The sequence below is a fragment of the Rickettsia endosymbiont of Rhinocyllus conicus genome (genome assembly GCF_964026465.1).
Taxonomy (GTDB): Bacteria; Pseudomonadota; Alphaproteobacteria; order Rickettsiales; family Rickettsiaceae; genus Rickettsia.
This window is the reverse complement of sequence record NZ_OZ032155.1, coordinates 1,184,849-1,209,941: the sequence shown is the minus strand read 5'-3', so window position 1 is coordinate 1,209,941 and position 25,093 is coordinate 1,184,849. Positions and strand designations below refer to the sequence as shown.

Below are 25,093 nucleotides of genomic sequence, written 5' to 3'. Positions count from 1 at the left end.
GATTTATCTCGCTTTATTCTGGATCTAGTTCCCAAGCCACGGGATGACACTGATACTTAAGTTGGCACCTATATGCTTTTGCAACGATGACATAAAATTATTTTTTGATATTTTGTCTTGTACTTTTTCTTATTTCATTAACATCTTTTATATAATCATCAATATCATCGGCATCTAATATAGGTGCATGTTCAAAAAGCTCTTTCAAAGTTTTTTTAGGTTTATCAATTGGATGAGCAGGAGTAATCCTTGCCACAATATTATTACCTTTTTGAATATCAAAGCTTTCGCCTTTATAATAAACACGGTTAATAATATCGGAAAATGAACGTACAACTTCTGTTGCTCTAACAATCTGTGCCATATCTATATCCTAATAAAATTATCATACTTTATGTATTATACTATTTTATGTAATGTATGTAAATTATATTATGTCATCTAGTTGCTTGTCCACGGTAGTAACGCCAGTTTAGGATAAGAGTGTAAGGAATAAAGATAATAAAGCAGGGTATTTACAAGAGAGGAGTGTTGAGTTACATAGATTTTGAATCAAAAAAATATGCACTCAACAATGAAAAGATGTATCATAACTCTATTTTGTATAATAGATAATTATTGTAAAGTTTACGAAGAATGGGAAGAAAGCAAATTAATACCCAGCGTTAGGAAGCGTAGGAGATCAGGGAGTTTAAGGCTTTCAGAACTATATAACTATAGTATTATATTTTTATATATCTCCATGCAAAGATTTTAAGAATTATTATTTATATCATCTATCATGTAAATATAGAGGATATTTTAGTCTTCCTAGTTACAGTCGGATAATCCAGTTGTGGCCAAGATTAGTATTACCTTTAACTATAATGTTACAATTATTTACAGGAGATGAGACTGGTATATATTTTGTTGATTCAACCAAATTATCGATATGTCATGCAAAACGTACAAATAATAATAAAGTGTTTAGTGGCATTGCTAAAATAGGTATGAGTAGTTACGGATGGTTTATGGGATTTAAATTACATATTGTAATTAATAATAAAGGTCAGATTATGGCAATTAAAATAACAAAGGGTAATGCTAGTGATTTATCTGCTGTAGACTCAATTACCAAAGGATTATGGGGTAAATTATTTGGAGACAAGGCTTATATTTCTAAGGAAATGTCCGCTAAATTATTTAGTCGTGGGCTACGGTTATTTACTGGGATTCGCAAGGATATGAAAAATCATTTATTAGATATAGAAGATAAAATACTCTTAAAAAGCAGATCAATAATTGAATCAGTATTTAATGTACTAAAAAACAGCATGAACCTTGAACATTCAAGACATCGCTCCCCTATTAATTTCTTAGTTCATATACTTTCTTGCGTAAATGCTTTTAATTTCAATAAATCTAAAAAATTTCTAACACTACTTGCTTATCCTCAGACCTCCTTATCCTAAACTGGCGTTAGTAGAATAATGTGTAGTATAAAGACGTGCAGTTTCTCTTAAAGAACTAAGAACAGTAGGATTTAATGGCAAATGCAGTATTTCAGCTTTAACAGCTTCAATACGCATTAATGAGTTCATAACTTGAGGAGTTATTTTATAGTTTGGTTTAAATTTTAGATTTATCTGCATAATAACGGCATTTTATCTGCATAGTTCATTATTACATTATGCAGATAAAGTACAGATAAATCAAATATTTATTTCTCTAAAACCTTTAGCCCCTCTTTCAAACCATGTTTTATAAATGTAATTTTAGCTTGTTTACCATCAGCCGTTATAAACTCTAAATAATTATCATTTGATAAAATCATTTCAATATCATCTTGTGTAATAGTAGCTATAGCTTGGCAACTATTTATCGTACAATTTATATATATTCCTGGTGCAATATTTTTCTCGCCACTATTAATAGCTGTGCCGGCAGGAATTTGAACATTTGGCGGTAGTACTTTAATTAGCTTTAATTCTTTTTTGCTTTGATCACTATTGAAATAACCAATATGGTACATTGCTAATATTTCTGTCTCTTTATCTTTTTCGGTATTATTAATTTGTTGTGATAAAAAGCAAATTTGTTTTTGTTCATTATTAAGATTACAATTTAAATTCCAAGCTCCATATTTTTTAGGTGCTGTTGATGCATTAACATTTTCCACCCTAAATAATACAAAAACCCCAGCTATTACAAATAACCCGCTACAAACAAATATAATTTTCTTTATGTAATTTTTCATTTTACTTTTAACCTTTTTAAAATATTTTCTTTCCCTAAAATTTCAGCAATTTCAAATATGCTAGGTGAGCCAACCATACCCGTAATTAAAGCTCTCACAGGCTTCATAACTTCATTTAGCTTTAAACTATTTTCTGTTGCTATTTTCTTAAATTCAGACTGTACTGATTCTTTATCAAACTGCTCAAGTTTTTCTAGGCTTTCTATAACATTGCTAAGCAAATTTTTATCGCAATTTTCTATAATTTCCTTTGCATCATTTTCATAAGCAATAGGAGTATCTATTAAATAAATTTTTGCAAGATTTGCTAAATCTAGTAAGGTTTCGCTTCTAACTAATAAACCTTGTAGACCACATTTTATATAATTTACTTCCTGCTCGCTGACCTTATAATTTCGATTTAATATCTCTAAAATTTTAGTAATTAAACTATCTTCATCAAGCATTCTTAAATAATGGCTATTTAAACTATTCATTTTAGTAAAATCAAGTTTTGCAGGTGATTTACCAAGTGAATCTAGGTTAAACCATTCGATAGCTTGATCTATCTGGATAATCTCATCATCCCCATGACTCCAACCAAGACGCAATAGATAATTACATAAGCTTTCCGGCAAATACCCCATATCCTTATAAGCTTCAACACCTAAAGCCCCATGCCTTTTAGACAATTTAGCACCATCTGCTCCATGAATTAGCGGTATATGAGTCATGCTTGGAACGTGGTAACCAAAAGCGTTATATATAGCGATTTGCCTTGCAGCATTCGTTAAATGATCATCACCTCTAATAATATGAGTTATGCCCATATCGTGATCATCGACCACCACGGCTAACATGTAAGTAGCAGTGCCATCACTACGCAGCAGTACCATATCATCAATGTGAGAGTTCTCAATTACTACGTCACCCTGCAAAGTATCATTAATTGTTATACTGCCTGTGCGAGGAGTTTTTAAACGTATAACTGGCTTTATATCTTTGGGGTAAGTATCAGGAGTTTTATCTCGCCACCTACTATTAAAAATAAAATGCTGCTTATTTTCTAGAGCTTCTTGTCTTTGCTTTTCTATTTCTTCCTGAGGCGTAAAACAATAATATGCCTTACCCTCTGCAAGCAACTTTAATGCTGCTTCCTTATAAAGATCATTGCGTTTAGATTGGAATACAACTTCATCATCCCAATTAAGCCCTAGCCATTTCAGTCCTGAAAATATGGCTTCTACCGCTGCTTCTGTTGATCTTTCTTTATCAGTATCTTCAATACGTAATAGAAATTTGCTGTTATTATGCTTAGCAAATAAATAATTGAATAAAGCCGTTCTTGCTGAACCTATATGTAAAAACCCCGTCGGTGACGGAGCAAATCTAGTAATCACGTTGTTAGTCATTTTTTTATACATAGATGTCATTGCGAGAAGAAACTATAAGTTTTGTACGCGTGCAATCTAGGGATGTTTAATGAGATTGCTTCGTCGCTACGCTCCTCGCAATGACGGGTTATCATTTTTCTTCAAATACATAAAATAATTTACGTCTATATCATCGTCACTTAATACCCATTTGTCTTCTGCCATGTTATACACCAAGCCTTTTATTTCCTCAATTTCTATATTGGTATTTTCTAGCATCTCATAAATTTCAGATGGTTTTAGAAACTTACTATAATCATGGGTATTTTTCGGCACCCATCCAAGTATATACTCAGCTGCTATTATCCCAAGTAAATAAGCTTTTTTGGTGCGGTTAATCGTAGAAATTATAGCCATACCTTTTGGCTTAATACGCTTTACCAAATTAAGCATAAATTCTTGAACATTTTCCACATGCTCGATAACTTCAAGGCAAATCACTACATCATATTGCTTATCGTTTTCTAATTCTTCTATAGTGCTTTTTAAATAATTTACCTTAATATTATTTTCCGTCGCATAAGCCAAAGCAGTATCGATATTACTTTGCAAAGCATCAATAGCCGTAACCTTAAAACCTTGCATTGCAAGATTAGTAGCAATTAAACCGCCACCACAACCTACATCTAATATTTCCAAATCAGAAATATCGTTGTAATGCGATTTTATCTTCTCTATTATATAGTTAAGGCGAATAGGATTTATGCGGTGTAAAATACCGAACTCCCCATCCTTATTCCACCAACTATGAGAGATTTTCTCAAATTTTTCTAATTCGTTTTTATTAACTGAAGACATAGCTATAATATACTTATATGGTACTAATAATACTAGCCCTAATTTTAATTAGCTGCATATTTGCTCCCATTGGCTGCATAGCATTATGGAAAAGATACGTTTACTTTGGCGATGGGCTTGCTCATAGTAGCTTTCTTGCAGTCAGCATTAGTATTATCGCTCATTTTCCGTTAATATATTCAGGATTAATTGTTGCAATTCTTTTTTCAATTTTTGTATTTATCTTCCAAAATAATTCTGAAAAAAATGCAGTTATTAATTTAATTTCTAGCTCTATGCTGGCTATTGCTTTAATTATTAATTATTTTTCTTCTGCTCAAAACAATATAGTAAATTTACTGTTTGGCGATATTTTATCTGTAGCTTTTGATGATTTAATTGTGCTAGCAATAATGCTTATAGCTATTATATGCTTTATTGCATATTTTTATAATAAAATTCTTCTTATAATTATTAACAGAGATATTGCCGTAATTAAAGGCGTAAAAGTTAATATTATAGAACTACTATTTTTACTTATTTTATCTATCTCAGTATTTTCTGCAATTAAAATAGTTGGGGTTCTTATGGTGACAGCTGTGTTACTTATTCCTGCTATGATTGCAAGATTTATGGTAGGCAGCCCTGCTATGATGATTACAATATCAATTTTTATTTCGCTATTTATTAATTTCTGTGCTGCTACTGCCTCTTTTTATTTTGATCTACCTCTAACACCATTAGTTATAATAATTGGCTCGTTGATTTATGGAGGGGTGTATTTCTCTGTCATTGCGAGGAAAAGCTGCAAGCTTTGACGAAGCAATCCAGTTTAAAATACCGATAAATTAGTATTTTTTATTATTTTTTCTGGATTGCCATGCTCATTTCATTCGCTCGCAATGACGTTACACATAACAAAAAAGGCAAGCTATTTAACAATAACTTGCCTTTCATTTTATTTGAAACTAATTAGAAATTTTAATCTTCGTACATTCTTTTACGAGCAAACTTTCTTTTTCTTCGTACAGCTTCTTGTGCTTTACGAACACGCTTTACTGACTTCGGTTCGTAGTAACGCTGTTCTTTCATCTTACGAAAATAAAGCTCTCTTTGTAGCTTTTTCTTAAAATTCTTAAGCGTATTATCACAATTACCGGCGTGAACATTTACTAGTATCACTAAAATTACTCTCCTTAAAATAAATATATATTGGTAACAAGCTATATTATCTATATAATAAGTTATAATGTCAAGGTTAAAAATATGAATATTCAAGAAGAACACTACACAAAGAAAATAAGCTTCATGCAATCATTGCTAGAATTATTACCATTTAATGAATGGAATGACAAAATAATTAATGAAGCAGAAGAAAAATGTGGCTTTGCTAAGGGCTATAGTTTAATACTTTTTCCAGATGGATTAGCCGAAATAATAAAATTTTTTGAAAGCTATCTAGATAATATTACGTTAGAAAGTTTAAATGAGCAGAAAGTACCAAATAAAATTAGAGAAAAAATATCCTTAGCAGTAAAAACTAGAATTAAAGCTGTGTTACCTATTATTCATAGCAAGAATGCTGCATATTTCGCATTAAATCCTGTTCAAGGTACAGAAGTTGCATTCCACAGCTGTGATATTATTTGGCAATATGCTGGTGATAAATCGATTGATTATAATTATTATACTAAACGAGGCTTACTACTTTCAGTTTATGTATCATCTATTCTTTTTTATATTCAAGATGACTCAGAAAATTATATTAATACCGATAAATTTATTGATAGTTCTGTAGAAAATATTGTGCAAGCTTTCACGCAAATGAAAAAACTACTCGATCCTTCAAATATTCCAATAGTTAGGATGTTTACATAGAGGATATAATGAGAATTTATTTTATAACTATTATAGCTATATTACTAACAAACTGCACTTTACCATACAATCCATTAACCTCCAATATCATACTACGGCTTGTACCTTAGGTATCCTTTAGATACGAATTGCAACATAAAACCCTGCTACAACGCCACCATGTGGGGACATTGCCCGCATGGATCAGCTTTTCCGTCATTGCGAGCGAATAAAATGAGCGTGGCAATCCAGAAAAAATAATAAAAAATGCTATAAGTCAGCATTTTTTAGCTGGATTGCGTATGTACAATTACTTCGTAATTTCCTTAGCTCAGACGGAAAAACCGATCCATGTAACAAAGCCGGACAAGCACTTAGATGAGAGGAACGGAAATGATCCTCCCAACAATTATAATTACATTAAGCTTTAAAGTAATAAAATTTTATTTCATTATCTTTAAAAGCATCTCTTTTATTTTTGAAACCCTTTTTTAATGAGCCAGAAGAAAAGTTACTTGTACCAGCTTGTGCAATATCAGGACCTTCTAATTTTATCTTTTCTATATCTTTACTACTTGGAATAACAACTGCAATATGCCCTGCTCTTTTTGGGTTAGCATTCTTATATACCGATACAACAAAATGTCCTTGGTTAGCAAATTTTTGTGCTTGAACAAAACTATCATCACGATTTGCAGTCTTAATATAACTCCATCCATTTTTTACCCCTTCTGTTTCAAGCCATTCAGCTTGTTTATTTGACAAAGCAGGTATAAACTCCTTATCACCCTCAGGGTGAGGAAGTAGTGACTTATTCGGAAGACCTAATGCCTTAGAGGCAGCATATGCAAAACAACTACAATGTGATAAACGCTTTAACTTGGGAGAGTCGTATTTTTCTGTTTCTTCTAATAAAGTTTCACCTGTCCTACAGTTTATTACGCTACCTTTCTGCCATTTTCTTTCAACATTTAAGGAGTTAATTATCTCTAGATTCTTTTTGGCAGTTTCCGACATATTTTCAGCTTGTGCAGTAATATTAATACCAAGCAAACAAACTATACTTAGCTTAAAAATTTTATGCATTTTCTTTCTCTTATTAATTATGAAACTCTATATACAATATCTAAAATAGTAATTCAACTATTAATTGTAATTATTTTTATATTTTATTGTTTTTTAAGAAATGGAATTATAACATATATTCTTAATAAATGAAAAGTCAGTGGAGGAAGTTTTATTTGGAAAGATTGGGTATAAATCGTTAACCTGAAGTGTTTCTTGACAAACTATAAGCTTTTATATATGCTTCTTTAGGATTTAGCACCCGTAGCTCAATTGGATAGAGTATATGACTACGGATCATAAGGTTAGGGGTTCGACTCCTCTCGGGTGCGCCACTCTTCAGTTTTTGCTATCTGTACGAACGTATTGAACGGCGAACGCAAGGTATAATCAAGGTTTTGAGGTTTTAGCGTCAGGTTAGCAAATTTACTTCTTACTTTTATTTGAACACCTAATTATGCTGAATAAGGTATATCTCCAGTAAGCTTATATTCACTATCATCAACAGTATATATATGTATTTTATCAGATGTATTATTACTTAGTTCAATTTCAGGTTCTATAATTACTCTAGCATGCGGTTCTAAAATTATCTCGGATACATTTTCTTTCATACGCTGATGTATTCTAAGCTTATCATTTATTTTAACTTTGACTTTATATTTTATAGGTTCATCATCGCTTGTGTGTTGCATAATAAATTCTTTTAAATAGATTAGAAAATTAAAAATGTACTAATATATAAACATATAGAATAAATCAATCTAAAATTTAATAATAATTTTTCTATTTTGCACTGCTATAGTAGAAATAAGTGCCAGAATTATACTTACTACAAAGAAAATACCTAATATTAAAGGAGATTGATATTTCTGTAATAAATAGGAAACTATGATTGGAATAAAGCTTGCTACTGAATAAGCACTATTATAAATTAACGCTGTAGCCGTATAACGCATTTTAGTAGCAAATAAACGTGATAATATAGGCATATAACTAGTAAAAATTCACTTGAAGAACAGAATCTTTAACTTAATTATTCAATTCTAACGCCTAATCTTTTAAATATTGAAATATTAAATTTGATCCTATTTTCTTCTTCTATTTCTAATTTTGGCAATAACTTTGATTCATATGGATCATTAACATCTAATAATTTAGAAGAGCATTCAAAATGCACCCCCGAAAGAATAGCTATTCCTTTATCGCACTTAATTTCCACGATCGCCGGTAGATAATTATTATCTTTTTCAATATGATAATATGCTAATACATTTACATCTTTATAAGAATCAGCATTATAAAAGTATCCTCCTCCATTATAATAAACACTTATATTAGTGAAGTCATTATCATCAGGCATGTTTACTTTGAGTAGTGCCGCTCTAGCTCCACTATTTGTTTTATAGTCATATTTAGCAAGAATAGGACCGACAGATTTATCAGGGAAAAATGCTAACTCCCTTTCACCCAGAATCTCTAATGCACCATTTTTATCAAACTCAACAAAATTAGAACCATAATATGCTCCTGCACAAAATCCTAAATAACTTCCACCATTTTCTACATATTCTTTAATAATTTTATTTCCCTCACCATTAAGTTTTTTAGTATAAGGTATATCTGCACCACCAGGTATTACTAATAAAACAGCATTTTTAGCCCACTCTTTAGCTAAAATATCTTGTGCATTTATAAAACTAATTTTATAAGCAGTAGCGATTTTTGCTAAGGTATCAAGAACATACTTTATGGAATTTTCACCCGCCCCCTCATCATTATATATGTATATAATATTTGGCGTATATTCTGTATTATTTAAAACCGTTTGTTCTTGCTGCCTCGTGGCTTCTGGTTCTAACATAACTCATCATATTTATAGATACGACTTATAAAATATAAAATTCTGTTCAATAATTCAATTTGAATAAAATTTATACTTACTATATTTGCATCCTAATAAAAATCCTTTTTAATATTAAAGTTAATATAGTTAAAATATGTTGTTATAATTATAGATAGAAATTATTACTCATTATTAAAACTCTCTATTATTTCCTTTTATTCCTTATTAATCCTTATATTTCTCAAATTATACTTAGATTATTAATTTATATCTTTAGTTAAATTTCTATTGCATTCTTAAATCTTCTTATCTAGATTCTTTCCATAGCTCATTTTTAACAAAATATTAAAAATTATAGAATTTGATAGAGGATGTAATTCATGTTTACCCAATTAATAGAAGCAATAAATAAATATTATAATCCACTAAATAAAATAGAGGAAATAGAAAATCTAATCTCTCAAATGAGTGCTGCGGAATTAGATAAAGTTGATGGTAATAAATGTACGGCATTGCATTTAGCAGTTATTAGAGGGCAAGAAAAAAATTGTGAATTATTAATATCTAAAATGTCTGATGAAGCTATTAATGCTGTTGATAAAGACGGTTATACAGCTCTGCATTTAGCAGTTATTAGAGGGCAAGAAAAAAAATTGCGAACCATTACTATCCAAAATGTCTAAAGAAGCTATTAATGCTGTTGATGAATACGGTTATACAGCTTTGCATTACGTAGCTAGTAATGGAAATGAAAAAATTTGCAAATTATTACTATCCAACATGTCTAAAGAAGCTATTAATTCTATTGATGACGCAGGTCATACAGCTCTACATTTTGCAGCTATTAACCCACCAATTAAATACCTGACTTAAGAGGCATATTTAACATCATCGGCTTGGAACAATTTTTGTATATGTTTAGGATTGTTCTGTAAGCAACGTAAATAAGATTTAAGATTGTATTTTAACTCATCTTTTGTAAGAGGTATATGTTTTCTATTTACATTTCTTTTTAAGTCATTATTTAAGTATTCATCTGGATTATGTTGTGGAGTATAAGGAGGCAAAAAAAACAAAGAAATTTTATCTTTATGCTTATTTGTCCAGCTGTATACTTTTTTACTATGATGTACTTTTAAATTGTCTAATATTAAAAAGATCTTCCTTCTTGCAGATTTCACTAATCTTCTTAGAAATTCTATAAATATATCTGTTTTTAGTGTATCTTCATATAACATGAACCTTAGTTTACCATTGTTCGTAACAGTTGATATCATATTTATAGTAAATCGTTTTGATTTATGAATAACTACGGGTGTTTTGCCTTTTAAAGAATAGCTCTGTAACACCTGACATTCTGATTTTATACCCACTTCATCACACCAGTGTATTTCAGCTTGTTCCATTTGTGCTTGTTTTACTATTGCGGGATATTCTTCATCTAGCCATACTTGAACTTGTTTTGGCTGTTGCTCATAAGCTAATTTCTTTGGTTTTTGTGCAGTATATCCCCATCTTCTTAAATATTCTCCAATCGTACTTAATGGCAAAAAGAAACCACAGCATTTTTTAATCAGGGCATTAATAGCTTTTCTTGACCATAGTGCAGATTTGATATTGTGATCTTCTGGTCTAGAGTGATTTATATAGCTAACGCGACTAGCATTATTCCTTAGAATCATATAAGATAAAGCTTTTAATTATGGTAGAGATGAAAGCATACAGTCAGGATTTAAGAGATAGGGTAATCAGTCTGCACAATACTTCTAAATATAGAATAAAAGCAATATCAGACTTATTGGGTATAGAGCGTCATACGATATCAAATTGGATTAGACGTTATAAAGAAAATGGAGACTACAGCTCAAGACAACATATGCAAAGTGGACGTGATGCTAGGTTTACTAATAAGGAGCATATAATTGAATTTTTAGCAAAGAATCCTGATAGCCGAGCTATAGATATAAGAGATGTAGTAGCACCCGAGCTACCAATGAGCACATTTTATGACACGCTTCATAGAATGAAGATTACATATAAAAAAAAGAGCCAAAATACAAAGGCAGGAATGAAGAAGCCAGAAAACAATTTGTAGAATATATTGATAAAATAGCATCTGACAAACTTGTGTATTGTGATGAAATGGGGGTAAGTAATAATATAACCATGTTGTACGGATGGTCAGAGAGAGGAGCCAGATCTTACGCAGAGCAAGGAGGTTTTGCTACTGAGAGAGTAAATATAGTTGCTGGTTATAATGAGGGCACCAAAGAATTAATTGCTCCATTAGAGCATTCCGGTTATATTGATAAGCAATTATTTAATCAGTGGGTAGGTGAGCTATTATGCCCATCACTCAAACCTGGACAATTTGTAATAATGGATAATGCGAGTATTCATAAGTCACTGTTGGTAAAGGAATTAATAGAAAAAGCGGGTTGTACTCTTATTTATCTACCGGTCTATTCTCCAGATTTAAATTCTATCGAACACTGTTGGGCTAATTTTAAAAATTACCTGAGAAAAATTATTAAAAACTTTAAAGATTTTCGTGATGCAATAACAGCAGCAATGGTACAAACCTTCCCGTGTTAGCTATATAATCTTGTATTTTTTTACCCAGCATTTCATTTATTATTCTTTTCTCTCCTGTCTTTCTTCCTCTAGACTTGCCAGTTATTGCATATTTATCACCTCTTCTTCTTTTGTTAACCCAGTTACTAATAGTCTGACGTGTTACTCCTATAAGATTTGATACATCTGATTGTTTGAGGTGGTACCCTTTGTCTAGACAAATTTTTTAAATTTTAGAGGTGTAATTCTCCTGTATTAATGTATTGGTTTTTCAAAGTAAAGTTTGCATTTTCTATGTCATATAGCCTCTTGATAATTTTCTAGTTTTTCTGCAAAATGTATCATTTCAGGTGTCTTATATTCAAGCGATTGATGAGGTCTTTGCTGATTATAAAATTCTATATAATCTCTGATAGCTATCTTTGCTTCACGTACCGTTTCAAGATCAAAACGATAAATCTTCTCTTGTTTCAAAGATCGCCAAAAACGTTCAATAAATACATTATCTAAGGCTCTATCTTTGCCGTCCATACTAATAGCTATGCCTTGTTGCTCAAGTATTTGAGTAAAATCTTTTGATGTAAATTGTACTCCTTGATCCGTATTAAAAATGTCAGGCTTGCCATGTATAGATATTGCTTCATTTAGAGCTTCAATACAAAAATCATTTTCTAAACTAATCGACACCCGCCAACTCAAAATATAACGACTATACCAATCCATTATAGCAACCAAATATACAAAACCTTGCTTTAATCTTATGTAAGTAATATCTGCACAGTAAACTTGATTGGAGCAAACCACCTCTATATTATTTAATAGATATGGGTATACTTTATGAGCCTGATTCCTACGGCTTAAATTAATCTTTGGGTATACTGCTTCAATACCAAGTATTTTATAATATTTTCTTATCATCTTACGACTAACATTTAACCCTTCGGATTTTAGGACATGAGACATTCTTCTAGTACCATAATAGGGATGCTCTGTAAAAATCTCATCAATTCTGTTCAGTACTCTATACTCCTTATCATCTAAGGTATTCCTAGCTCGGTAGTAGTAACTTGAGCGGTTTAAATCTAAAAGTTTGCATTGTCTTGCTATGGTTAAATTTGAAGCATAACTTATCATTTTTTTCCTAACCTCTAAATCCAAAGATACTAGATTTTTTTTTAAGCCAGTCTCTTTCAACTGTTAACTGGCCTATTTGCTCAAATAATGATTTAATTAAATCTTCTTGGCCGGTATCTTGTTGTTTAGATTTCGATTTAAATCCAGAAACCATAAAATCTAAAGCTTCTTTCTTCCATTTATAAATCTGATTAGCGTGAACACCATATTTGCTGGTAATTTGAGCTATAGTCATTTCTCCAGATATTGCTTCAATTGCTATTTTTGCTTTTTCTTCTGCACTATATTTTTTAACTTGTTTTTTCATTTTTTGCTCCTTTTCCTAGGAGATATTATACCTACTTTTCTCTATTTTCTTGTCTAGTTTTTGGGTACCATTATAGATTTAATTAAATCATTATTTGAGCAAATAGGCCAGTTAACAGTTGAAAGAGACTGGCTTAAAAAAAAATCTAGTATCTTTGGATTTAGAGGTTAGGAAAAAAATGATAAGTTATGCTTCAAATTTAACCATAGCAAGACAATGCAAACTTTTAGATTTAAACCGCTCAAGTTACTACTACCGAGCTAGGAATACCTTAGATGATAAGGAGTATAGAGTACTGAACAGAATTGATGAGATTTTTACAGAGCATCCCTATTATGGTACTAGAAGAATGTCTCATGTCCTAAAATCCGAAGGGTTAAATGTTAGTCGTAAGATGATAAGAAAATATTATAAAATACTTGGTATTGAAGCAGTATACCCAAAGATTAATTTAAGCCGTAGGAATCAGGCTCATAAAGTATACCCATATCTATTAAATAATATAGAGGTGGTTTGCTCCAATCAAGTTTACTGTGCAGATATTACTTACATAAGATTAAAGCAAGGTTTTGTATATTTGGTTGCTATAATGGATTGGTATAGTCGTTATATTTTGAGTTGGCGGGTGTCGATTAGTTTAGAAAATGATTTTTGTATTGAAGCTCTAAATGAAGCAATATCTATACATGGCAAGCCTGACATTTTTAATACGGATCAAGGAGTACAATTTACATCAAAAGATTTTACTCAAATACTTGAGCAACAAGGCATAGCTATTAGTATGGACGGCAAAGATAGAGCCTTAGATAATGTATTTATTGAACGTTTTTGGCGATCTTTGAAACAAGAGAAGATTTATCGTTTTGATCTTGAAACGGTACGTGAAGCAAAGATAGCTATCAGAGATTATATAGAATTTTATAATCAGCAAAGACCTCATCAATCGCTTGAATATAAGACACCTGAAATGATACATTTTGCAGAAAAACTAGAAAATTATCAAGAGGCTATATGACATAGAAAATGCAAACTTTACTTTGAAAAACCAATACATTAATACAGGAGAATTACACCTCTAAAATTTAAAAAATTTGTCTAGACAAAGGGTACCACCTCAGGATTTGAGGCGTTAGTAAATGCTCCTGATAATAAAATCACTGATCTTAGTTTGTATAATTGTAGAGAAATAACAGGGGCTACAGTAGTGTTATGCTTTGAAAAGTCATCATTTAAAAATATTGAGTTTTCCCTATCAAAGGAACAAAAGCTTTATAATGCTTTAGTTAAAATAAGAGATAGTAAGGATAAACCAAACTTTAAAATAGAAAATACTGTAAAAGATTTGGTATTTGATTTAGCACCAGCTGATGAAGAAGGTAATGTAATCAGATATATAATAGAAAATTCAGCAAAATTTCCTTTTGCAATCAATTCAACAAGTACAGATGGTTATGATTTGGCACTTTTCTATACTCATTCTCCTAAGATGCAGGAGTTTCTGTTTAAACATGGCATGATTCCTCCAGAAATGAAAGATCAAACTTTAGAAGAGATAGCAAGAGATAATCAATCTGTGCATCAAAGTGAAGCTGTAAAGAAGACTAATTTTATAACAAATGAATTAATGGAATCGACCCAGTTACCGCCTGATAAACTCAAAGAAAGTGCTAAAGAATACCAAAATAAAATACTTCCTGAGCTATATAAAGATAATAACCCTCTAGCTATTAAACTTCTTGAATTAACTGACGGCGAAAAACACAGCGTAATGAAGAGGGTTTTAGGAAATAATAAAGCTCCAGATGATCAAAATTTTATTAAGGAGGTGAAAGAAAAATCAGAAAATATATTAAAAAATGAATATTTAAACGAAAACAGTTCCAAATATAAGGCTTTGATCCAATATGATTGGAGAGAGGGATCAGAAAAGAAAACTACTATTCCTGAATCAATTGGTCTAGTAAGTGAATTAATAGATAAAGCAGCTATCCCCACTAGGGATAAACAAGAATTATGTGTTACTCTTTTAGCAAAAAATCCTAAATTGACTGAAGCAAAATTTACTGAGGTTAAAAAAATCTTAAATGATCCAAATCTTACTTTAGAACAATTAAGTAGTAGAGAAAATCTTCATAAATTATTGAATAATATAGGTGATGATAAATTAAATAACTTATTTAACAATGTAAGTGGGTTTAATATAGATGAAATTTGGAAAGAACAAAAAAACTTTACTTTAGCTAAACAGCTCTACGTAGCAGCAACAACTTATGGAGAGAATACTAGTGCTTGTATTCAAGGAACATATTCACAAATTATAGATAGTGCTTCAGAAATAGACACAACATTACTTACTAAATTTGCAGATTATAAAGAAGAAGAAAAAAAACAAGCAAATAAAATAGGAGCTATTAACGACAATAACATTGCACCTTTTATAGAGACAGTGGTGAATAAATTAAAAGAAGATGAAACTATCATGAAAGATGCAGCATTAAAAGATGCTTTGGAGCGTTTAGATAGTGGGATGATAGATGTTAATGCTCCTAATAATATTACTATAGCTGAGCAAAAAATATTAGCAAAAATAAATCAGGAATTTGTTAATCATATAAAAGACTATATCCCTAATTATAAAGGAACAAATGAAAATTTAGTACCTACACGTGAAGACTATAAAGCGATTATGTATGGAATGTTTGATAAACTAGAACCAGTACAAACTACTCAGATAGGGCAGCCTCAAAAAAATGTAGATATACAAAAGGATACAAAGCAAAATATTATAAGTAATACAAAATCAGCTGATAATAAATCATTTGCTGACCGTGTTCAAAATAGTAGATCATCATCTCCTCAAGGTCGAGGTTTATAAAATATGATTCTAAAAAACAATAAAAAATTTAAAAAAAGATCCGTCATGGCAAGAAAGTTATGTAATAACTGACGAAGTACTCTAGTAAAAAAATACTAAAATCAGTACTTTTTTACTATTTTTTCTGGATTGCCACACTCACTTTGCTCGCTCGCAATGACGAGTTAGTATCTATACAGAACTCAAAAATTTCTCGGCTTCAAGGGCAGCCATACAGCCAGTACCTGCTGCGGTTATAGCCTGCCTATAGATTTTATCCTGAACATCACCAGCAGCAAAAACACCTTCTATATTAGTTTTAGTGCTATCAGGTGCAGTAATAATATAATTATCGCTGTCCATTGTAACTTGTCCTGCAAATAAAGCAGTATTTGGTTTATGCCCAATAGCTACAAATACGCCGTTACAATTTACTAAGCTTGTTTCTTTAGTATGAACATTTTGAATTTTAACTCCAATAACAGATTTTGGGTTATTATTACCAACTATCTCTTCTACTACATGATCCCAAATCACAGATATTTTAGGATTTTTAAATAGCCGCTCTTGTAATATTTTCTCAGCTCTAAAACTATCTCGTCTATGTACTATAGTAACTTTGCTTGCATGATTGGTCAGATATAAAGCCTCTTCAACAGCACTATTACCCCCACCAACTACTACTACTTCCTGATTCTTGAAAAAGAAACCATCACAAGTAGCACAAGCTGACACCCCAAATCCCATAAATTCTTGCTCTGTAGGAATACCAAGCCATCTTGCTTCCGCACCAGTACAAATAATTATGCTTTCAGCTTCGTACTCTGTCCTAGATCCTGTAGACACTTTAAAAGGTCTTTGTGACAAATCCACTTTCTCAACATAATCATTAACAATTTTAGTGCCGACATTTTCAGCCTGCATACGCATCTGTTCCATTAGCCAAGGTCCTTGTACGCTTTCTGCAAATCCTGGATAATTCTCAACATCGGTAGTAATAGTAAGCTGACCGCCAGGCTGAATACCATTAATTAATATTGGATTTAAAGACGCCCTTGCTGCATAAATAGCCGCACTTAAACCGGCAGGACCTGAGCCGATTATCAGTACTTTAGTAGTAATTTTCATAATTTAATTTATTTTTTTATAATTTTTCTAACCAAGATTTTATATGTTCAATTTCATTAGAATTTGTTAAGGAGGGAGTATGACCTGCATATTTAATTTCGTAAAGATCAAAATCTTTTGTTTTTTGCATTTTTTCAACAGTAGATTTTGTTAGAACTTGAGATTTAATGCCGTGAATCAGTAATATTTTACATTCTATTTTATTCCATACAGACCATAAATCTACATCTTTTTGGCTTTTGACATTTCTTATGCCTTTTGTTATAGCAGGATCATAATTCATTTTATATTTTCCGCCAAACGTAGAAATGACACTATACTTTGTTAAATAATCCCAATCTTCTTCATTTTTAATCCCTGATTGTCCATAAATAAGCTTTAAATGCTCTTTTGCACTTTCTAGATCATCTAATATGACAGTTTTTTTAGCATAAGCTGCAATTTTGACTAAAGTAGCAGAATCTATAAACGCCCCTATATCATTTAATATTAAACCTTTAAAAATATTTTTAAATTTACTGGCAAGAACCATACCTATAATTCCGCCCATTGAAGTACCTAGCCAAATAGGTTTTTTTATCTTTAACTTATTTAAAAACAGCAACGTATCTTTAATATCAAGTAGTATAGTTATAATTGCTGGTTTTTTTAAAATTTTCACTATCCCCGCGTCCGGGATAGCTTAGAGAAATTACTCTATAATCTTTACTTAATTCCTTAGCTATTTTATCAAAATCATGAGCATTTCTTGTTAAGCCATGAGCACATATTACTACGTTTTTATTTTGGGGATCACCAAATTCTACATAAGAAATTTTATGTTCTGGTATATATTGAAGAGGAAGAAAGTTAATATATGGACCAACTTTAATTGAGTTAATTTTCATATAAACCTACTAATTTAAATCACTTAAAAATATACTGACCATTGTCGGCATATATACTACTACAAAAAGTAGCGATAAAAACACGGTGGCAGCGACCTTTTCAGGATAAAATTTTTGTAAATTTGCTATAACTATGGTATTTGCAGCTAAGGGAGCTGTAGAAAGTAGCTTTAACGCATTATAATAATCATTATTATACCATTTTGTTACAAAATGATCAAACATGATAAATAGCCCTACCCCTAAAGGATAAAATAAGAATTTAGCAGCAAAAGTAGCAAGAGTAAATTTTATATCCACTTCAAATTTTTGAAGTGATGAAAGAGCAAGTCCTACCATAACCATACCAAGTATAGAAAAAGAACCTTTCATATTATATATAAAATCATCCAAGAAATCAGGTAAAGTAAAACCACAAAAACTAAATAAGCAACCTAGAAAAAATGCATTTAAAATTGGCAATTTTACTACTTTCAATATACTATCAGTAGTATTTGCAAAGCTTCGCATGCAAATATAAAAGCCTACCGAACACTCGTAAATATTAACGCCTATCACTGCCATCATATAAATACTTAGCGTATAATCATCAAAAAGTGCAGCAGCTATAGGCAACATGAAATATCCCCCATTTGCTGTACCAGCAGACAAAGCTATAATATTACGTGTATGATCCTGCCAAAATTTACCGAAAAAATAGTAAGAAAATAATGACAACAATGTCGCAATTACAAAGGTTACAACTGTAACACTTAATGCTGAAAATGTCAAAGTTGTGCTAGCAGGAATAGTAAAGAATACTATAGGTGATATAAAATAGAATAATAAAGAAGAGATACTGTCCCTTTCAACATTTGAGTATTTACCCGCTAAAAACCCGATTACTACACTTAATAACACTGAAACGGTTTTAAAAAAAACTATACTAAAAATTACCATGTAATGAGCTAAAGATATAATTATCTATAATATATTAGATTTTATCTTTTTTCACTAAATTTTGTAAAGATTTTTAATATTAAGTTTTAAGAGGATTTTATTTAACTTTTAATTGAAAAATTATAAATATTATGATATTAATAATGTACGGATATCAATTTATAAAAAATAATCTTACCTATTCCCTCCCCGATCTAATTCACTAAGGTTTTCATATGTTTATAAAAAACTTATTATACTTTATTATCGTATTTTTATCCTTAAACTCTTACTCTAACCCTACTCCGCTTGGGCTTGAGCTAAATAAAGCTACCACTTCAGATTTAATAAAAAAATATAAAATTACTGGAGAGGAACTTAATTATTGGCAAGGGCATAATTATTTTATAGAACCTAATGAAAAATACATATCTAAAGCTTTAGTAATATGTAATGATTTTAATATAATAGAAGCAGTAATTTTAACTATAGATAAAAATAAATTTGAAGAATTTTATGAGATTTTGAAAGATAAATATATTTTGGTAGATAATGTAATAGAACAAGAAAGTGGAAAAATGGCTACTTTTAGAAATGATGATTGCTTAGTAATACTTGAATCATCTGAAGATAACTCGAACATGGAGCTAGTATATGTTACGAATAATTTCTATAAGGATTTTTTAAATAAGCTAGAAAAAGAAGAAAAATTAGAACAAACCCAAATAAAAAATTTATTGTGATGTATACCTTTGATACTTCAAAATTTGGTACGTCGAACTTCGGGATTTGCCTTTGCTAACCTAGTTATCTACTACCACTTATTTGACTTCCAGCTTTTAAAGTATCTGTAGTATACTACAAATAAATGAGAAATTTGGAATGGTGGAAGCAAGTAGTAAGATTTGCTAACCAATACCACTCACAGAAGCCAAATTAGTGACGCTTTTTTTATGCAACAAAATTCACAAGCAGCATAAGAATTTAAGGGAACAAATTATCCCCTTTTTTATTCGTTATTTCCTGCAACTTTAACTTCACATCCCCAAGGCGTATCATCTAAATAAGATACTATATGATCTAATATTTCGGGATATAAGTCAGAGATATGTTTAACATCACCAGAAATGCTGGACGTTAATTTTTTACATACACCTTTAATAGTAAAAATGTTTGTTTTAATAAAATTATTTAGTTCTTGCAGCTTATCTTCAATATCATCAACCTCAGGTCTCATAGGATTATCACTTACCTTTTTCATCAAATCCTTTTTTAATAATTGTTTGTTAACTATTTGATAATATTTATGAGCATTTAAAACTTTAAAAATTTTATTACTATCATTTTTAAAAAAATAATCGTATAATAACGAACTGAATTTTTTAAATAACTTACAATTTAATTCAATTTTTTTTGTTATTTCCTCAATGCCTATTGGATTTACTTCATAAGTATAGTTACTTTCATAGTCGTGTTCTATGCGATAAATATGAAGCGAAGTAATAGTAGAATTATCCTTTAATCCTCTAGCGATTCCTGTCGCAAATTCTATATTATTTTCACTAAGATCAAGAGAAGTAAGAGAATTATTATTTACTAGATATTCACCGATTTTTGTTGCTCCATCATCTGCTATAAAATTGCCTCTAAGTGTAAGAGAAGTAAGGGAAGTATTACCATTTAGAGCTTCAACAATTATTGCGGATCCTGTATCTGTTATAGAATTGTTATCAAGACTAAGCGACTTAAGAGTATTAAGCTTTAGAAATTCACCGATTTTTGCTACTCCTTCCTCTGTAATATTATTACTACTAAGGTCAAGAGAAGCAAGGGTATTATTACCATTTAAAGCTTTAATTTTTAAAACTTTAATAACTTCTTCAATTTCTATGTTCCCTATATCGTTCCTTATAATATTGAGAGAGGTAATAGTATTATTATTTTTTAAAGCTTTAGTAAAATTTTTTATGTTTTTATTATATAGTACTGTTTCGCTATCATCAGGACCACCATTAACGTTAAGAGTAGTTAAACGGTTAACTTCTTCGATAAACTTATGCTTTTTTAAAAATTCTATTAATTCTTCTATATTGTCTTTTTGATAAAATTTTTCAATATTAAGGTTAAGGGGGGCAGTTAAACGATTAACTTCTTCCTTAACTTCTTCAATAGATTCGTGTTTTTTTAAAAACCCTATTAATTCTTTCATACATTTACTCCTTAATTAAATTCTATAATTTTTAATATTTTGTTAAAAATGAGCTATGAAAAAAATCTAGATAAAAAGATTTAATAATGCAATAGAAATTTAACCAAGGATATAAATTAATAACTTAGGAATAATTTGTGAAATATAAATATTAGTAAGGGATACATGGAAATAATAAGAAGTTTAATAATTAGCAATGATTACTACTTGTGATTATAACAGAATATTTAAAGAATTTTTATTAAGATGTAAATGTAGAGAGTATTTTAGGCAGAACTAACAACCGCTGCTGTAGCTGCTTCACTCAAAAACAAAGACCGCTCTATTTCTCTACGTTTAACGAGTCCTTGCAGCTTCACACCGCCTTTAGCTTTTACCCATCTAAGGAGCTCATCGGCGGCATTATCGTATTCACTTCGGTTAAGTTTCTGCCGCAAGGTTGATGCTTGAAATGCCCCGTAACAGCAGTTGAAGATAAATGAAATTAAAATGGATTATTGGCTTTAGTTAATAGTAAGTTAGTACTATTAAGAAATATATCATCTCAATATTAAAATTAAGTATTTTGGAACATATAAGGAACATATGTTTTTTTAGAAGATTTAAGAAAGGCTAAAAAGCCTTAAAGTAACTGGTGGAGCCAGGGGGAATCGAACCCCCGACCTTTTGAATGCCATTCAAACGCTCTACCAACTGAGCTATGACCCCTAATAGAAAGATAATTGTTTATACTCTAATAATAGTATTAAATCTATAAGTTTTTTTATGTGTTGTGTTAAGATACTGTCATTGCGAGGAGATTCGGGAGTTGTCGCATGGCTCGTTTATGTCATTGAGAACGAATAAAATGAGTGCGGCAATCCAGAAAAAATACTAATATTATTAGTATTTTTAACTGGATCCCGTGAATAAATCTATAGTACCGGACTTAATTATTATATGTCATTCTTAGCAATGGCGGGAATCCAGTAAAATAAACATAAAAGCAGCAAGTTTTTTAAATTAAAAGCTCGATTTATCTCGCTTTATGCTGGATTCCCGCCATTGCTAAGAATGACATATAAGGTCACCTATACCTGAAAAAAATATAATATTTTTTTTAAACTGTCCGGTACTATAGAATAAATCACGGGATGACAATTGGAAAACCGATCCACGCAACAACTTCGGAGATGCAAAGCATTGACACGGCAATCTCGTCAAACATCCTAAGATTGCTTCGTCGAAACTTTCATCTCCTCGCAATGAAGATTTGCTACTGGCTTTATTCCTTATCTTTTAATAACTTAATATCTCTGTGCGTAATTATTTTGTCGATTATGCCGAATTTTTTTGCTTCTTCAGGTGACATAAAATTATCACGCTCCATACTTTTCTCAACATATTTCACATCTTGCCCAGTATGTTTACTATATAAGCTATTAAGGATTTTTTTGATTTTCAATGTTTCTTGAGCATGAATTTCTATATCTGTTGCCTGACCTCGATAACCTCCGGATGGTTGGTGGATCATAACACGGCTATGCGGCAGGCTGTATCTCATTCCTTTTTCACCACCACAAAGTAAAAATGACCCCATAGAACAAGCTTGACCGATACAAAGAGTAGCTACTTTAGGCTTGATATATTGCATCGTGTCATAAATTGCAAGACCAGCTGTTACGACTCCTCCAGGAGAATTTATATACATATATATATCTTTTTCCGGATTTTCTGCCTCAAGGAACAATAATTGAGCAGTAATCAAATTTGCCATATGGTCTTCAATAGGACCACATACAAAGATTATGCGTTCTTTTAATAACCTTGAATATATATCATAAGCACGCTCACCCCTAGAGGTTTGTTCAATTACTATCGGTACGTAGGACATTGGATATTTTTCCTTAAAGTTTTTGTTGGAAGGATATGTGTCACCCCGTGGTGGCATTGCCCGCGTGGATTAGTTTTTCGGTCATTGCAAGGAAATTACGAAGTAATTGACGAAGCAATCCAGTATAAAAATGCTAACTTATAGCATTTTTATTATTTTTTCTGGATTGCCACGCTCATTTCATTCGCTCGCAATGACGACTTAGTATCCACGCAACAATGCATCCCGTGGATAAGCCACGGGATGACACACCGAGGAGATTGACTAACAATCCTACTTCTTACTATCTTCTAAAGCATTAGCAAGTATGTCACCCATATTGGTTGTATTATCGCTAGAGCCATATTCTTTAAGAGCTTTTTGACGCTCTGCTATTTTATGGGCTTTTATTGATAATAAAATTTTATTGGTTGACTTTTCGATAGAAACAACTTTTGCTTCGATTTCTTGATCTACTGCAAACATTTCAGGCTTTTGTTCTTCTTTTTCATCTGATAAATCAGATTTTTTAACAAATCCTGCGGCTTTATCGTTTACTAATACTTCCAATCCATCGTCTTTGATTGCTGTCACAACAGCTTTAACTACTGTTCCTTTTTTATATTCATCAGCAATTCCTTGATATGGATTAGGAGTTAATTGCTTGATACCTAGACTAATTTGTTCTTTTTCAATATTGATTGTTAGAACTTTACAATCTACTTCGTCACCTTTTTTGTATGTTTTGAGTAACTCATTGCCATTATCTTCCCAAGTAATATCACCCTCATGAATCATACCGTCTAAATTGTCGCTAAGTGCAACAAAGATTCCAAAATCAGTAATGTTTCTAATTGGAGCTTTAATCACTGTTCCAACAGGATTAGTTTCAGCAAATTTTATTAAAGGATTTTGCTGGCATTGCTTAATACTTAAAGAAACACGATGTTTTTCTGTATCAACTTCTAACACCATGAATTCTACTTCTTGACCTATGGTCAGAGTCTTTCTAGGATTTTGATTAGATTTAAGCCAACTAATTTCACTTGAGTGGACAAGCCCTTCTAAACCATCCTTTAATTCAATAAACACACCATAATCAGCAAAATTTGTGACTTTTCCAGTCATTTTTTTACCGACAGGGAATTCTTCTTTAATTTTTTCCCATGGGTTATAATCAAGTTGTTTCATACCAAGAGATATTCTTTTTGTCTCTTCGTTAAACTTAATAACCATTACTTTAACTTTCTGATTAAATTCTAGCACTTCTGATGGGTGGTTAACTCTACCCCAAGAAATATCAGTTAAGTGTAATAAGCCGTCAACACTACCAAGATCAATGAATGCACCATAATCTGTAATATTCTTTACTGTTCCCTCAAGGATCATTCCTTCTTTGATTTTAGATAGCATCTCGTCTCTAGCTTCAGAACGTGATTCTTCTAATATAGCTCTTCTTGAAACAACTATATTACCAAGCTTTTTATCCATGCTTAGGATCTTAAATGGCTGTCTAATATTCATTATAGAGCTAGGATCTTTGATTGGTCTAACATCAACTTGGCTTCCTGGTAAAAACGCTACAACACCGGATAAATCAACAGTGAACCCACCTTTTACACGACCAAAAATTGTACCATCAACAAACTCACCTTTGCTACACATGAGTTCTAACTGACCCCATAATTCTTCTTTTATCGCTTTCTCACGGCTTAGGGTTTTGCCGCTATGTCCTTCAGTTTTTTCAATATAAACATCAACTAAATCACCAATCTCAGGTAATTTATGTGCCGGTGATAATAAAAATTCAGATTTAGGTATTCTACCTTCATTTTTTAATCCAACGTCAACAACCACTACTTCATTAATATCAACTACTTGACCTTTTACTACTGTTCCAGGTTTTATATGACTCGTATCAACAGTTTCAAGCATTTTAGAAAAATCATCTTCAAATTCATGATTAACTGCTGCAAGTTGTGGAACGAATCTTTGTTTTAATTTTGTTGTCATATTTTTCTCGTAAATATTAGCAGT

At 31.1% G+C, this 25,093-nt stretch carries 30 protein-coding genes, 2 tRNA genes and 1 pseudogene; 11 read left to right on the top strand and 22 right to left on the bottom strand.

Annotation, left to right across the window (positions count from 1 at the left end):
* Positions 1-97: 97 nt before the first annotated feature.
* Positions 98-364 (bottom strand): antitoxin, encoded by a 267-nt coding sequence (locus AAGD54_RS06480; protein ID WP_341788266.1) that lies wholly within the window; start codon positions 362-364, stop codon positions 98-100.
* A gap of 346 nt (positions 365-710) precedes the next feature.
* Here AAGD54_RS06480 and AAGD54_RS06475 point away from each other — a divergent pair, with 346 nt between their 5' ends.
* Complete coding sequence (locus AAGD54_RS06475; RefSeq protein WP_341795150.1) at positions 711-1,451, top strand: IS982 family transposase; 741 nt, start codon at positions 711-713, stop codon at positions 1,449-1,451.
* Here AAGD54_RS06475 and AAGD54_RS06470 read toward each other — a convergent pair.
* The 4 genes from AAGD54_RS06470 to ubiG all read right to left on the bottom strand — a co-directional run bounded on the left by AAGD54_RS06470 (position 1,443) and on the right by ubiG (position 4,446).
* Positions 1,443-1,631 (bottom strand): hypothetical protein, encoded by a 189-nt coding sequence (locus AAGD54_RS06470; protein WP_341794422.1) that lies wholly within the window; start codon positions 1,629-1,631, stop codon positions 1,443-1,445. The two genes, AAGD54_RS06475 and AAGD54_RS06470, sit on opposite strands and share 9 nt — an antisense overlap.
* A gap of 68 nt (positions 1,632-1,699) precedes the next feature.
* Complete coding sequence (locus AAGD54_RS06465) at positions 1,700-2,236, bottom strand: invasion associated locus B family protein (protein ID WP_341794421.1); 537 nt, start codon at positions 2,234-2,236, stop codon at positions 1,700-1,702.
* The gene (gltX, locus tag AAGD54_RS06460) at positions 2,233-3,627 is read right to left on the bottom strand and encodes a glutamate--tRNA ligase (RefSeq protein ID WP_341794420.1); all 1,395 of its coding nucleotides are present in this window, start codon (positions 3,625-3,627) and stop codon (positions 2,233-2,235) included. Before gltX ends, AAGD54_RS06465 begins: the two co-directional genes overlap by 4 nt.
* 87 nt (positions 3,628-3,714) lie before the next feature.
* Positions 3,715-4,446, bottom strand: a complete 732-nt coding sequence (ubiG, locus tag AAGD54_RS06455; protein ID WP_341788991.1) for a bifunctional 2-polyprenyl-6-hydroxyphenol methylase/3-demethylubiquinol 3-O-methyltransferase UbiG — start codon at positions 4,444-4,446, stop codon at positions 3,715-3,717.
* 17 nt (positions 4,447-4,463) lie between these two features.
* On the opposite strand from ubiG, the gene AAGD54_RS06450 reads away from it, so the two are divergent.
* Positions 4,464-5,243 carry a metal ABC transporter permease gene (locus AAGD54_RS06450; RefSeq protein ID WP_341794419.1) on the top strand — a complete coding sequence of 260 codons (780 nt, stop codon included), beginning with the start codon at positions 4,464-4,466 and terminating at the stop codon, positions 5,241-5,243.
* A gap of 163 nt (positions 5,244-5,406) precedes the next feature.
* On the opposite strand, the gene rpsU is transcribed toward AAGD54_RS06450, so the two are convergent.
* The gene (rpsU, locus tag AAGD54_RS06445) at positions 5,407-5,607 is read right to left on the bottom strand and encodes a 30S ribosomal protein S21 (RefSeq protein WP_341794418.1); all 201 of its coding nucleotides are present in this window, start codon (positions 5,605-5,607) and stop codon (positions 5,407-5,409) included.
* An 84-nt stretch (positions 5,608-5,691) separates the two neighbouring features.
* Between rpsU and AAGD54_RS06440 the strand changes: the two genes are divergently transcribed.
* Complete coding sequence (locus AAGD54_RS06440) at positions 5,692-6,303, top strand: COQ9 family protein (protein WP_341788988.1); 612 nt, start codon at positions 5,692-5,694, stop codon at positions 6,301-6,303.
* A gap of 399 nt (positions 6,304-6,702) precedes the next feature.
* Here the strand turns inward: AAGD54_RS06440 and AAGD54_RS06435 are convergent, their stop codons facing one another.
* Complete coding sequence (locus AAGD54_RS06435) at positions 6,703-7,368, bottom strand: hypothetical protein (protein WP_341794417.1); 666 nt, start codon at positions 7,366-7,368, stop codon at positions 6,703-6,705.
* A 237-nt stretch (positions 7,369-7,605) separates the two neighbouring features.
* On the opposite strand from AAGD54_RS06435, the gene AAGD54_RS06430 reads away from it, so the two are divergent.
* Positions 7,606-7,682, top strand: a tRNA-Arg gene (locus tag AAGD54_RS06430).
* A 120-nt stretch (positions 7,683-7,802) separates the two neighbouring features.
* On the opposite strand, the gene AAGD54_RS06425 is transcribed toward AAGD54_RS06430, so the two are convergent.
* The 3 genes from AAGD54_RS06425 to AAGD54_RS06415 all read right to left on the bottom strand — a co-directional run bounded on the left by AAGD54_RS06425 (position 7,803) and on the right by AAGD54_RS06415 (position 9,211).
* Entirely contained in the window at positions 7,803-8,042 is a 240-nt protein-coding gene (locus AAGD54_RS06425; protein WP_341788986.1) for a hypothetical protein, read from the bottom strand.
* 69 nt (positions 8,043-8,111) lie between these two features.
* A complete protein-coding gene (locus AAGD54_RS06420; protein WP_341794416.1) occupies positions 8,112-8,339 on the bottom strand; it encodes a hypothetical protein in 228 nt (75 codons plus the stop codon).
* A 44-nt stretch (positions 8,340-8,383) separates the two neighbouring features.
* Positions 8,384-9,211 carry a BPL-N domain-containing protein gene (locus AAGD54_RS06415; RefSeq protein ID WP_341788984.1) on the bottom strand — a complete coding sequence of 276 codons (828 nt, stop codon included), beginning with the start codon at positions 9,209-9,211 and terminating at the stop codon, positions 8,384-8,386.
* Positions 9,212-9,573: 362 nt separating this feature from the next.
* Between AAGD54_RS06415 and AAGD54_RS06410 the strand changes: the two genes are divergently transcribed.
* Positions 9,574-9,876 carry an ankyrin repeat domain-containing protein gene (locus AAGD54_RS06410; RefSeq protein WP_341794415.1) on the top strand — a complete coding sequence of 101 codons (303 nt, stop codon included), beginning with the start codon at positions 9,574-9,576 and terminating at the stop codon, positions 9,874-9,876.
* Positions 9,869-10,066, top strand: a complete 198-nt coding sequence (locus AAGD54_RS06405) for an ankyrin repeat domain-containing protein (protein WP_341794414.1) — start codon at positions 9,869-9,871, stop codon at positions 10,064-10,066. Before AAGD54_RS06410 ends, AAGD54_RS06405 begins: the two co-directional genes overlap by 8 nt.
* Here the strand turns inward: AAGD54_RS06405 and AAGD54_RS06400 are convergent.
* Complete coding sequence (locus AAGD54_RS06400; RefSeq protein ID WP_341794413.1) at positions 10,063-10,875, bottom strand: IS630 family transposase; 813 nt, start codon at positions 10,873-10,875, stop codon at positions 10,063-10,065. The genes AAGD54_RS06405 and AAGD54_RS06400 overlap by 4 nt on opposite strands.
* A 20-nt stretch (positions 10,876-10,895) precedes the next feature.
* Between AAGD54_RS06400 and AAGD54_RS06395 the strand changes: the two genes are divergently transcribed.
* Together AAGD54_RS06395 and AAGD54_RS06390 are read left to right on the top strand one after the other, a co-directional pair.
* Positions 10,896-11,288: an IS630 transposase-related protein gene (locus AAGD54_RS06395; RefSeq protein ID WP_341794381.1), complete on the top strand. Its 393-nt coding sequence runs from the start codon at positions 10,896-10,898 to the stop codon at positions 11,286-11,288.
* 5 nt (positions 11,289-11,293) lie between these two features.
* On the top strand, positions 11,294-11,788 hold the full coding sequence (locus AAGD54_RS06390) for an IS630 family transposase (RefSeq protein ID WP_341795144.1): 495 nt from the start codon (positions 11,294-11,296) through the stop codon (positions 11,786-11,788).
* Here the strand turns inward: AAGD54_RS06390 and AAGD54_RS09470 are convergent.
* The 3 genes from AAGD54_RS09470 to AAGD54_RS06380 form a co-directional block, all read right to left on the bottom strand.
* Positions 11,733-11,918, bottom strand: coding sequence for a hypothetical protein (locus AAGD54_RS09470; protein WP_410526061.1), 186 nt, complete (start codon positions 11,916-11,918; stop codon positions 11,733-11,735). The genes AAGD54_RS06390 and AAGD54_RS09470 overlap by 56 nt on opposite strands.
* A 146-nt stretch (positions 11,919-12,064) precedes the next feature.
* Positions 12,065-12,901 carry an IS3 family transposase gene (locus AAGD54_RS06385; RefSeq protein WP_341794232.1) on the bottom strand — a complete coding sequence of 279 codons (837 nt, stop codon included), beginning with the start codon at positions 12,899-12,901 and terminating at the stop codon, positions 12,065-12,067.
* A 7-nt stretch (positions 12,902-12,908) separates the two neighbouring features.
* Positions 12,909-13,208: a transposase gene (locus AAGD54_RS06380; RefSeq protein WP_045812944.1), complete on the bottom strand. Its 300-nt coding sequence runs from the start codon at positions 13,206-13,208 to the stop codon at positions 12,909-12,911.
* A gap of 178 nt (positions 13,209-13,386) precedes the next feature.
* Between AAGD54_RS06380 and AAGD54_RS06375 the strand changes: the two genes are divergently transcribed.
* Both AAGD54_RS06375 and AAGD54_RS06370 read left to right on the top strand, forming a co-directional pair.
* The gene (locus tag AAGD54_RS06375; protein ID WP_341794232.1) at positions 13,387-14,223 is read left to right on the top strand and encodes an IS3 family transposase; all 837 of its coding nucleotides are present in this window, start codon (positions 13,387-13,389) and stop codon (positions 14,221-14,223) included.
* A gap of 153 nt (positions 14,224-14,376) precedes the next feature.
* Positions 14,377-16,083, top strand: a complete 1,707-nt coding sequence (locus tag AAGD54_RS06370; RefSeq protein ID WP_341794412.1) for a hypothetical protein — start codon at positions 14,377-14,379, stop codon at positions 16,081-16,083.
* A 171-nt stretch (positions 16,084-16,254) separates the two neighbouring features.
* Here the strand turns inward: AAGD54_RS06370 and trxB are convergent, their stop codons facing one another.
* The 3 genes and pseudogenes from trxB to AAGD54_RS06355 form a co-directional block, all read right to left on the bottom strand.
* The gene (gene trxB, locus AAGD54_RS06365) at positions 16,255-17,190 is read right to left on the bottom strand and encodes a thioredoxin-disulfide reductase (protein WP_341794411.1); all 936 of its coding nucleotides are present in this window, start codon (positions 17,188-17,190) and stop codon (positions 16,255-16,257) included.
* Between the two features lie 16 nt (positions 17,191-17,206).
* Positions 17,207-18,077: pseudogene (locus tag AAGD54_RS06360) on the bottom strand (alpha/beta fold hydrolase).
* Between the two features lie 9 nt (positions 18,078-18,086).
* Entirely contained in the window at positions 18,087-19,016 is a 930-nt protein-coding gene (locus tag AAGD54_RS06355; RefSeq protein WP_011477117.1) for an AEC family transporter, read from the bottom strand.
* A gap of 215 nt (positions 19,017-19,231) precedes the next feature.
* Here AAGD54_RS06355 and AAGD54_RS06350 point away from each other — a divergent pair, with 215 nt between their 5' ends.
* Positions 19,232-19,738 (top strand): hypothetical protein, encoded by a 507-nt coding sequence (locus tag AAGD54_RS06350; RefSeq protein WP_341788976.1) that lies wholly within the window; start codon positions 19,232-19,234, stop codon positions 19,736-19,738.
* Positions 19,739-20,004: 266 nt separating this feature from the next.
* Here AAGD54_RS06350 and AAGD54_RS06345 read toward each other — a convergent pair whose 3' ends face one another.
* From AAGD54_RS06345 to AAGD54_RS06325, 5 genes are all read right to left on the bottom strand, one after another.
* A complete protein-coding gene (locus tag AAGD54_RS06345) occupies positions 20,005-21,204 on the bottom strand; it encodes a hypothetical protein (protein ID WP_341794410.1) in 1,200 nt (399 codons plus the stop codon).
* A gap of 266 nt (positions 21,205-21,470) precedes the next feature.
* Entirely contained in the window at positions 21,471-21,695 is a 225-nt protein-coding gene (locus tag AAGD54_RS06340) for a lysozyme (protein WP_410525916.1), read from the bottom strand.
* Positions 21,696-21,836: 141 nt separating this feature from the next.
* Positions 21,837-21,912, bottom strand: a tRNA-Ala gene (locus AAGD54_RS06335).
* Between the two features lie 556 nt (positions 21,913-22,468).
* A complete protein-coding gene (gene clpP, locus AAGD54_RS06330) occupies positions 22,469-23,077 on the bottom strand; it encodes an ATP-dependent Clp endopeptidase proteolytic subunit ClpP (protein ID WP_341795198.1) in 609 nt (202 codons plus the stop codon).
* A gap of 273 nt (positions 23,078-23,350) precedes the next feature.
* A complete protein-coding gene (locus AAGD54_RS06325) occupies positions 23,351-25,069 on the bottom strand; it encodes a 30S ribosomal protein S1 (RefSeq protein WP_341794409.1) in 1,719 nt (572 codons plus the stop codon).
* Positions 25,070-25,093: the final 24 nt, after the last annotated feature.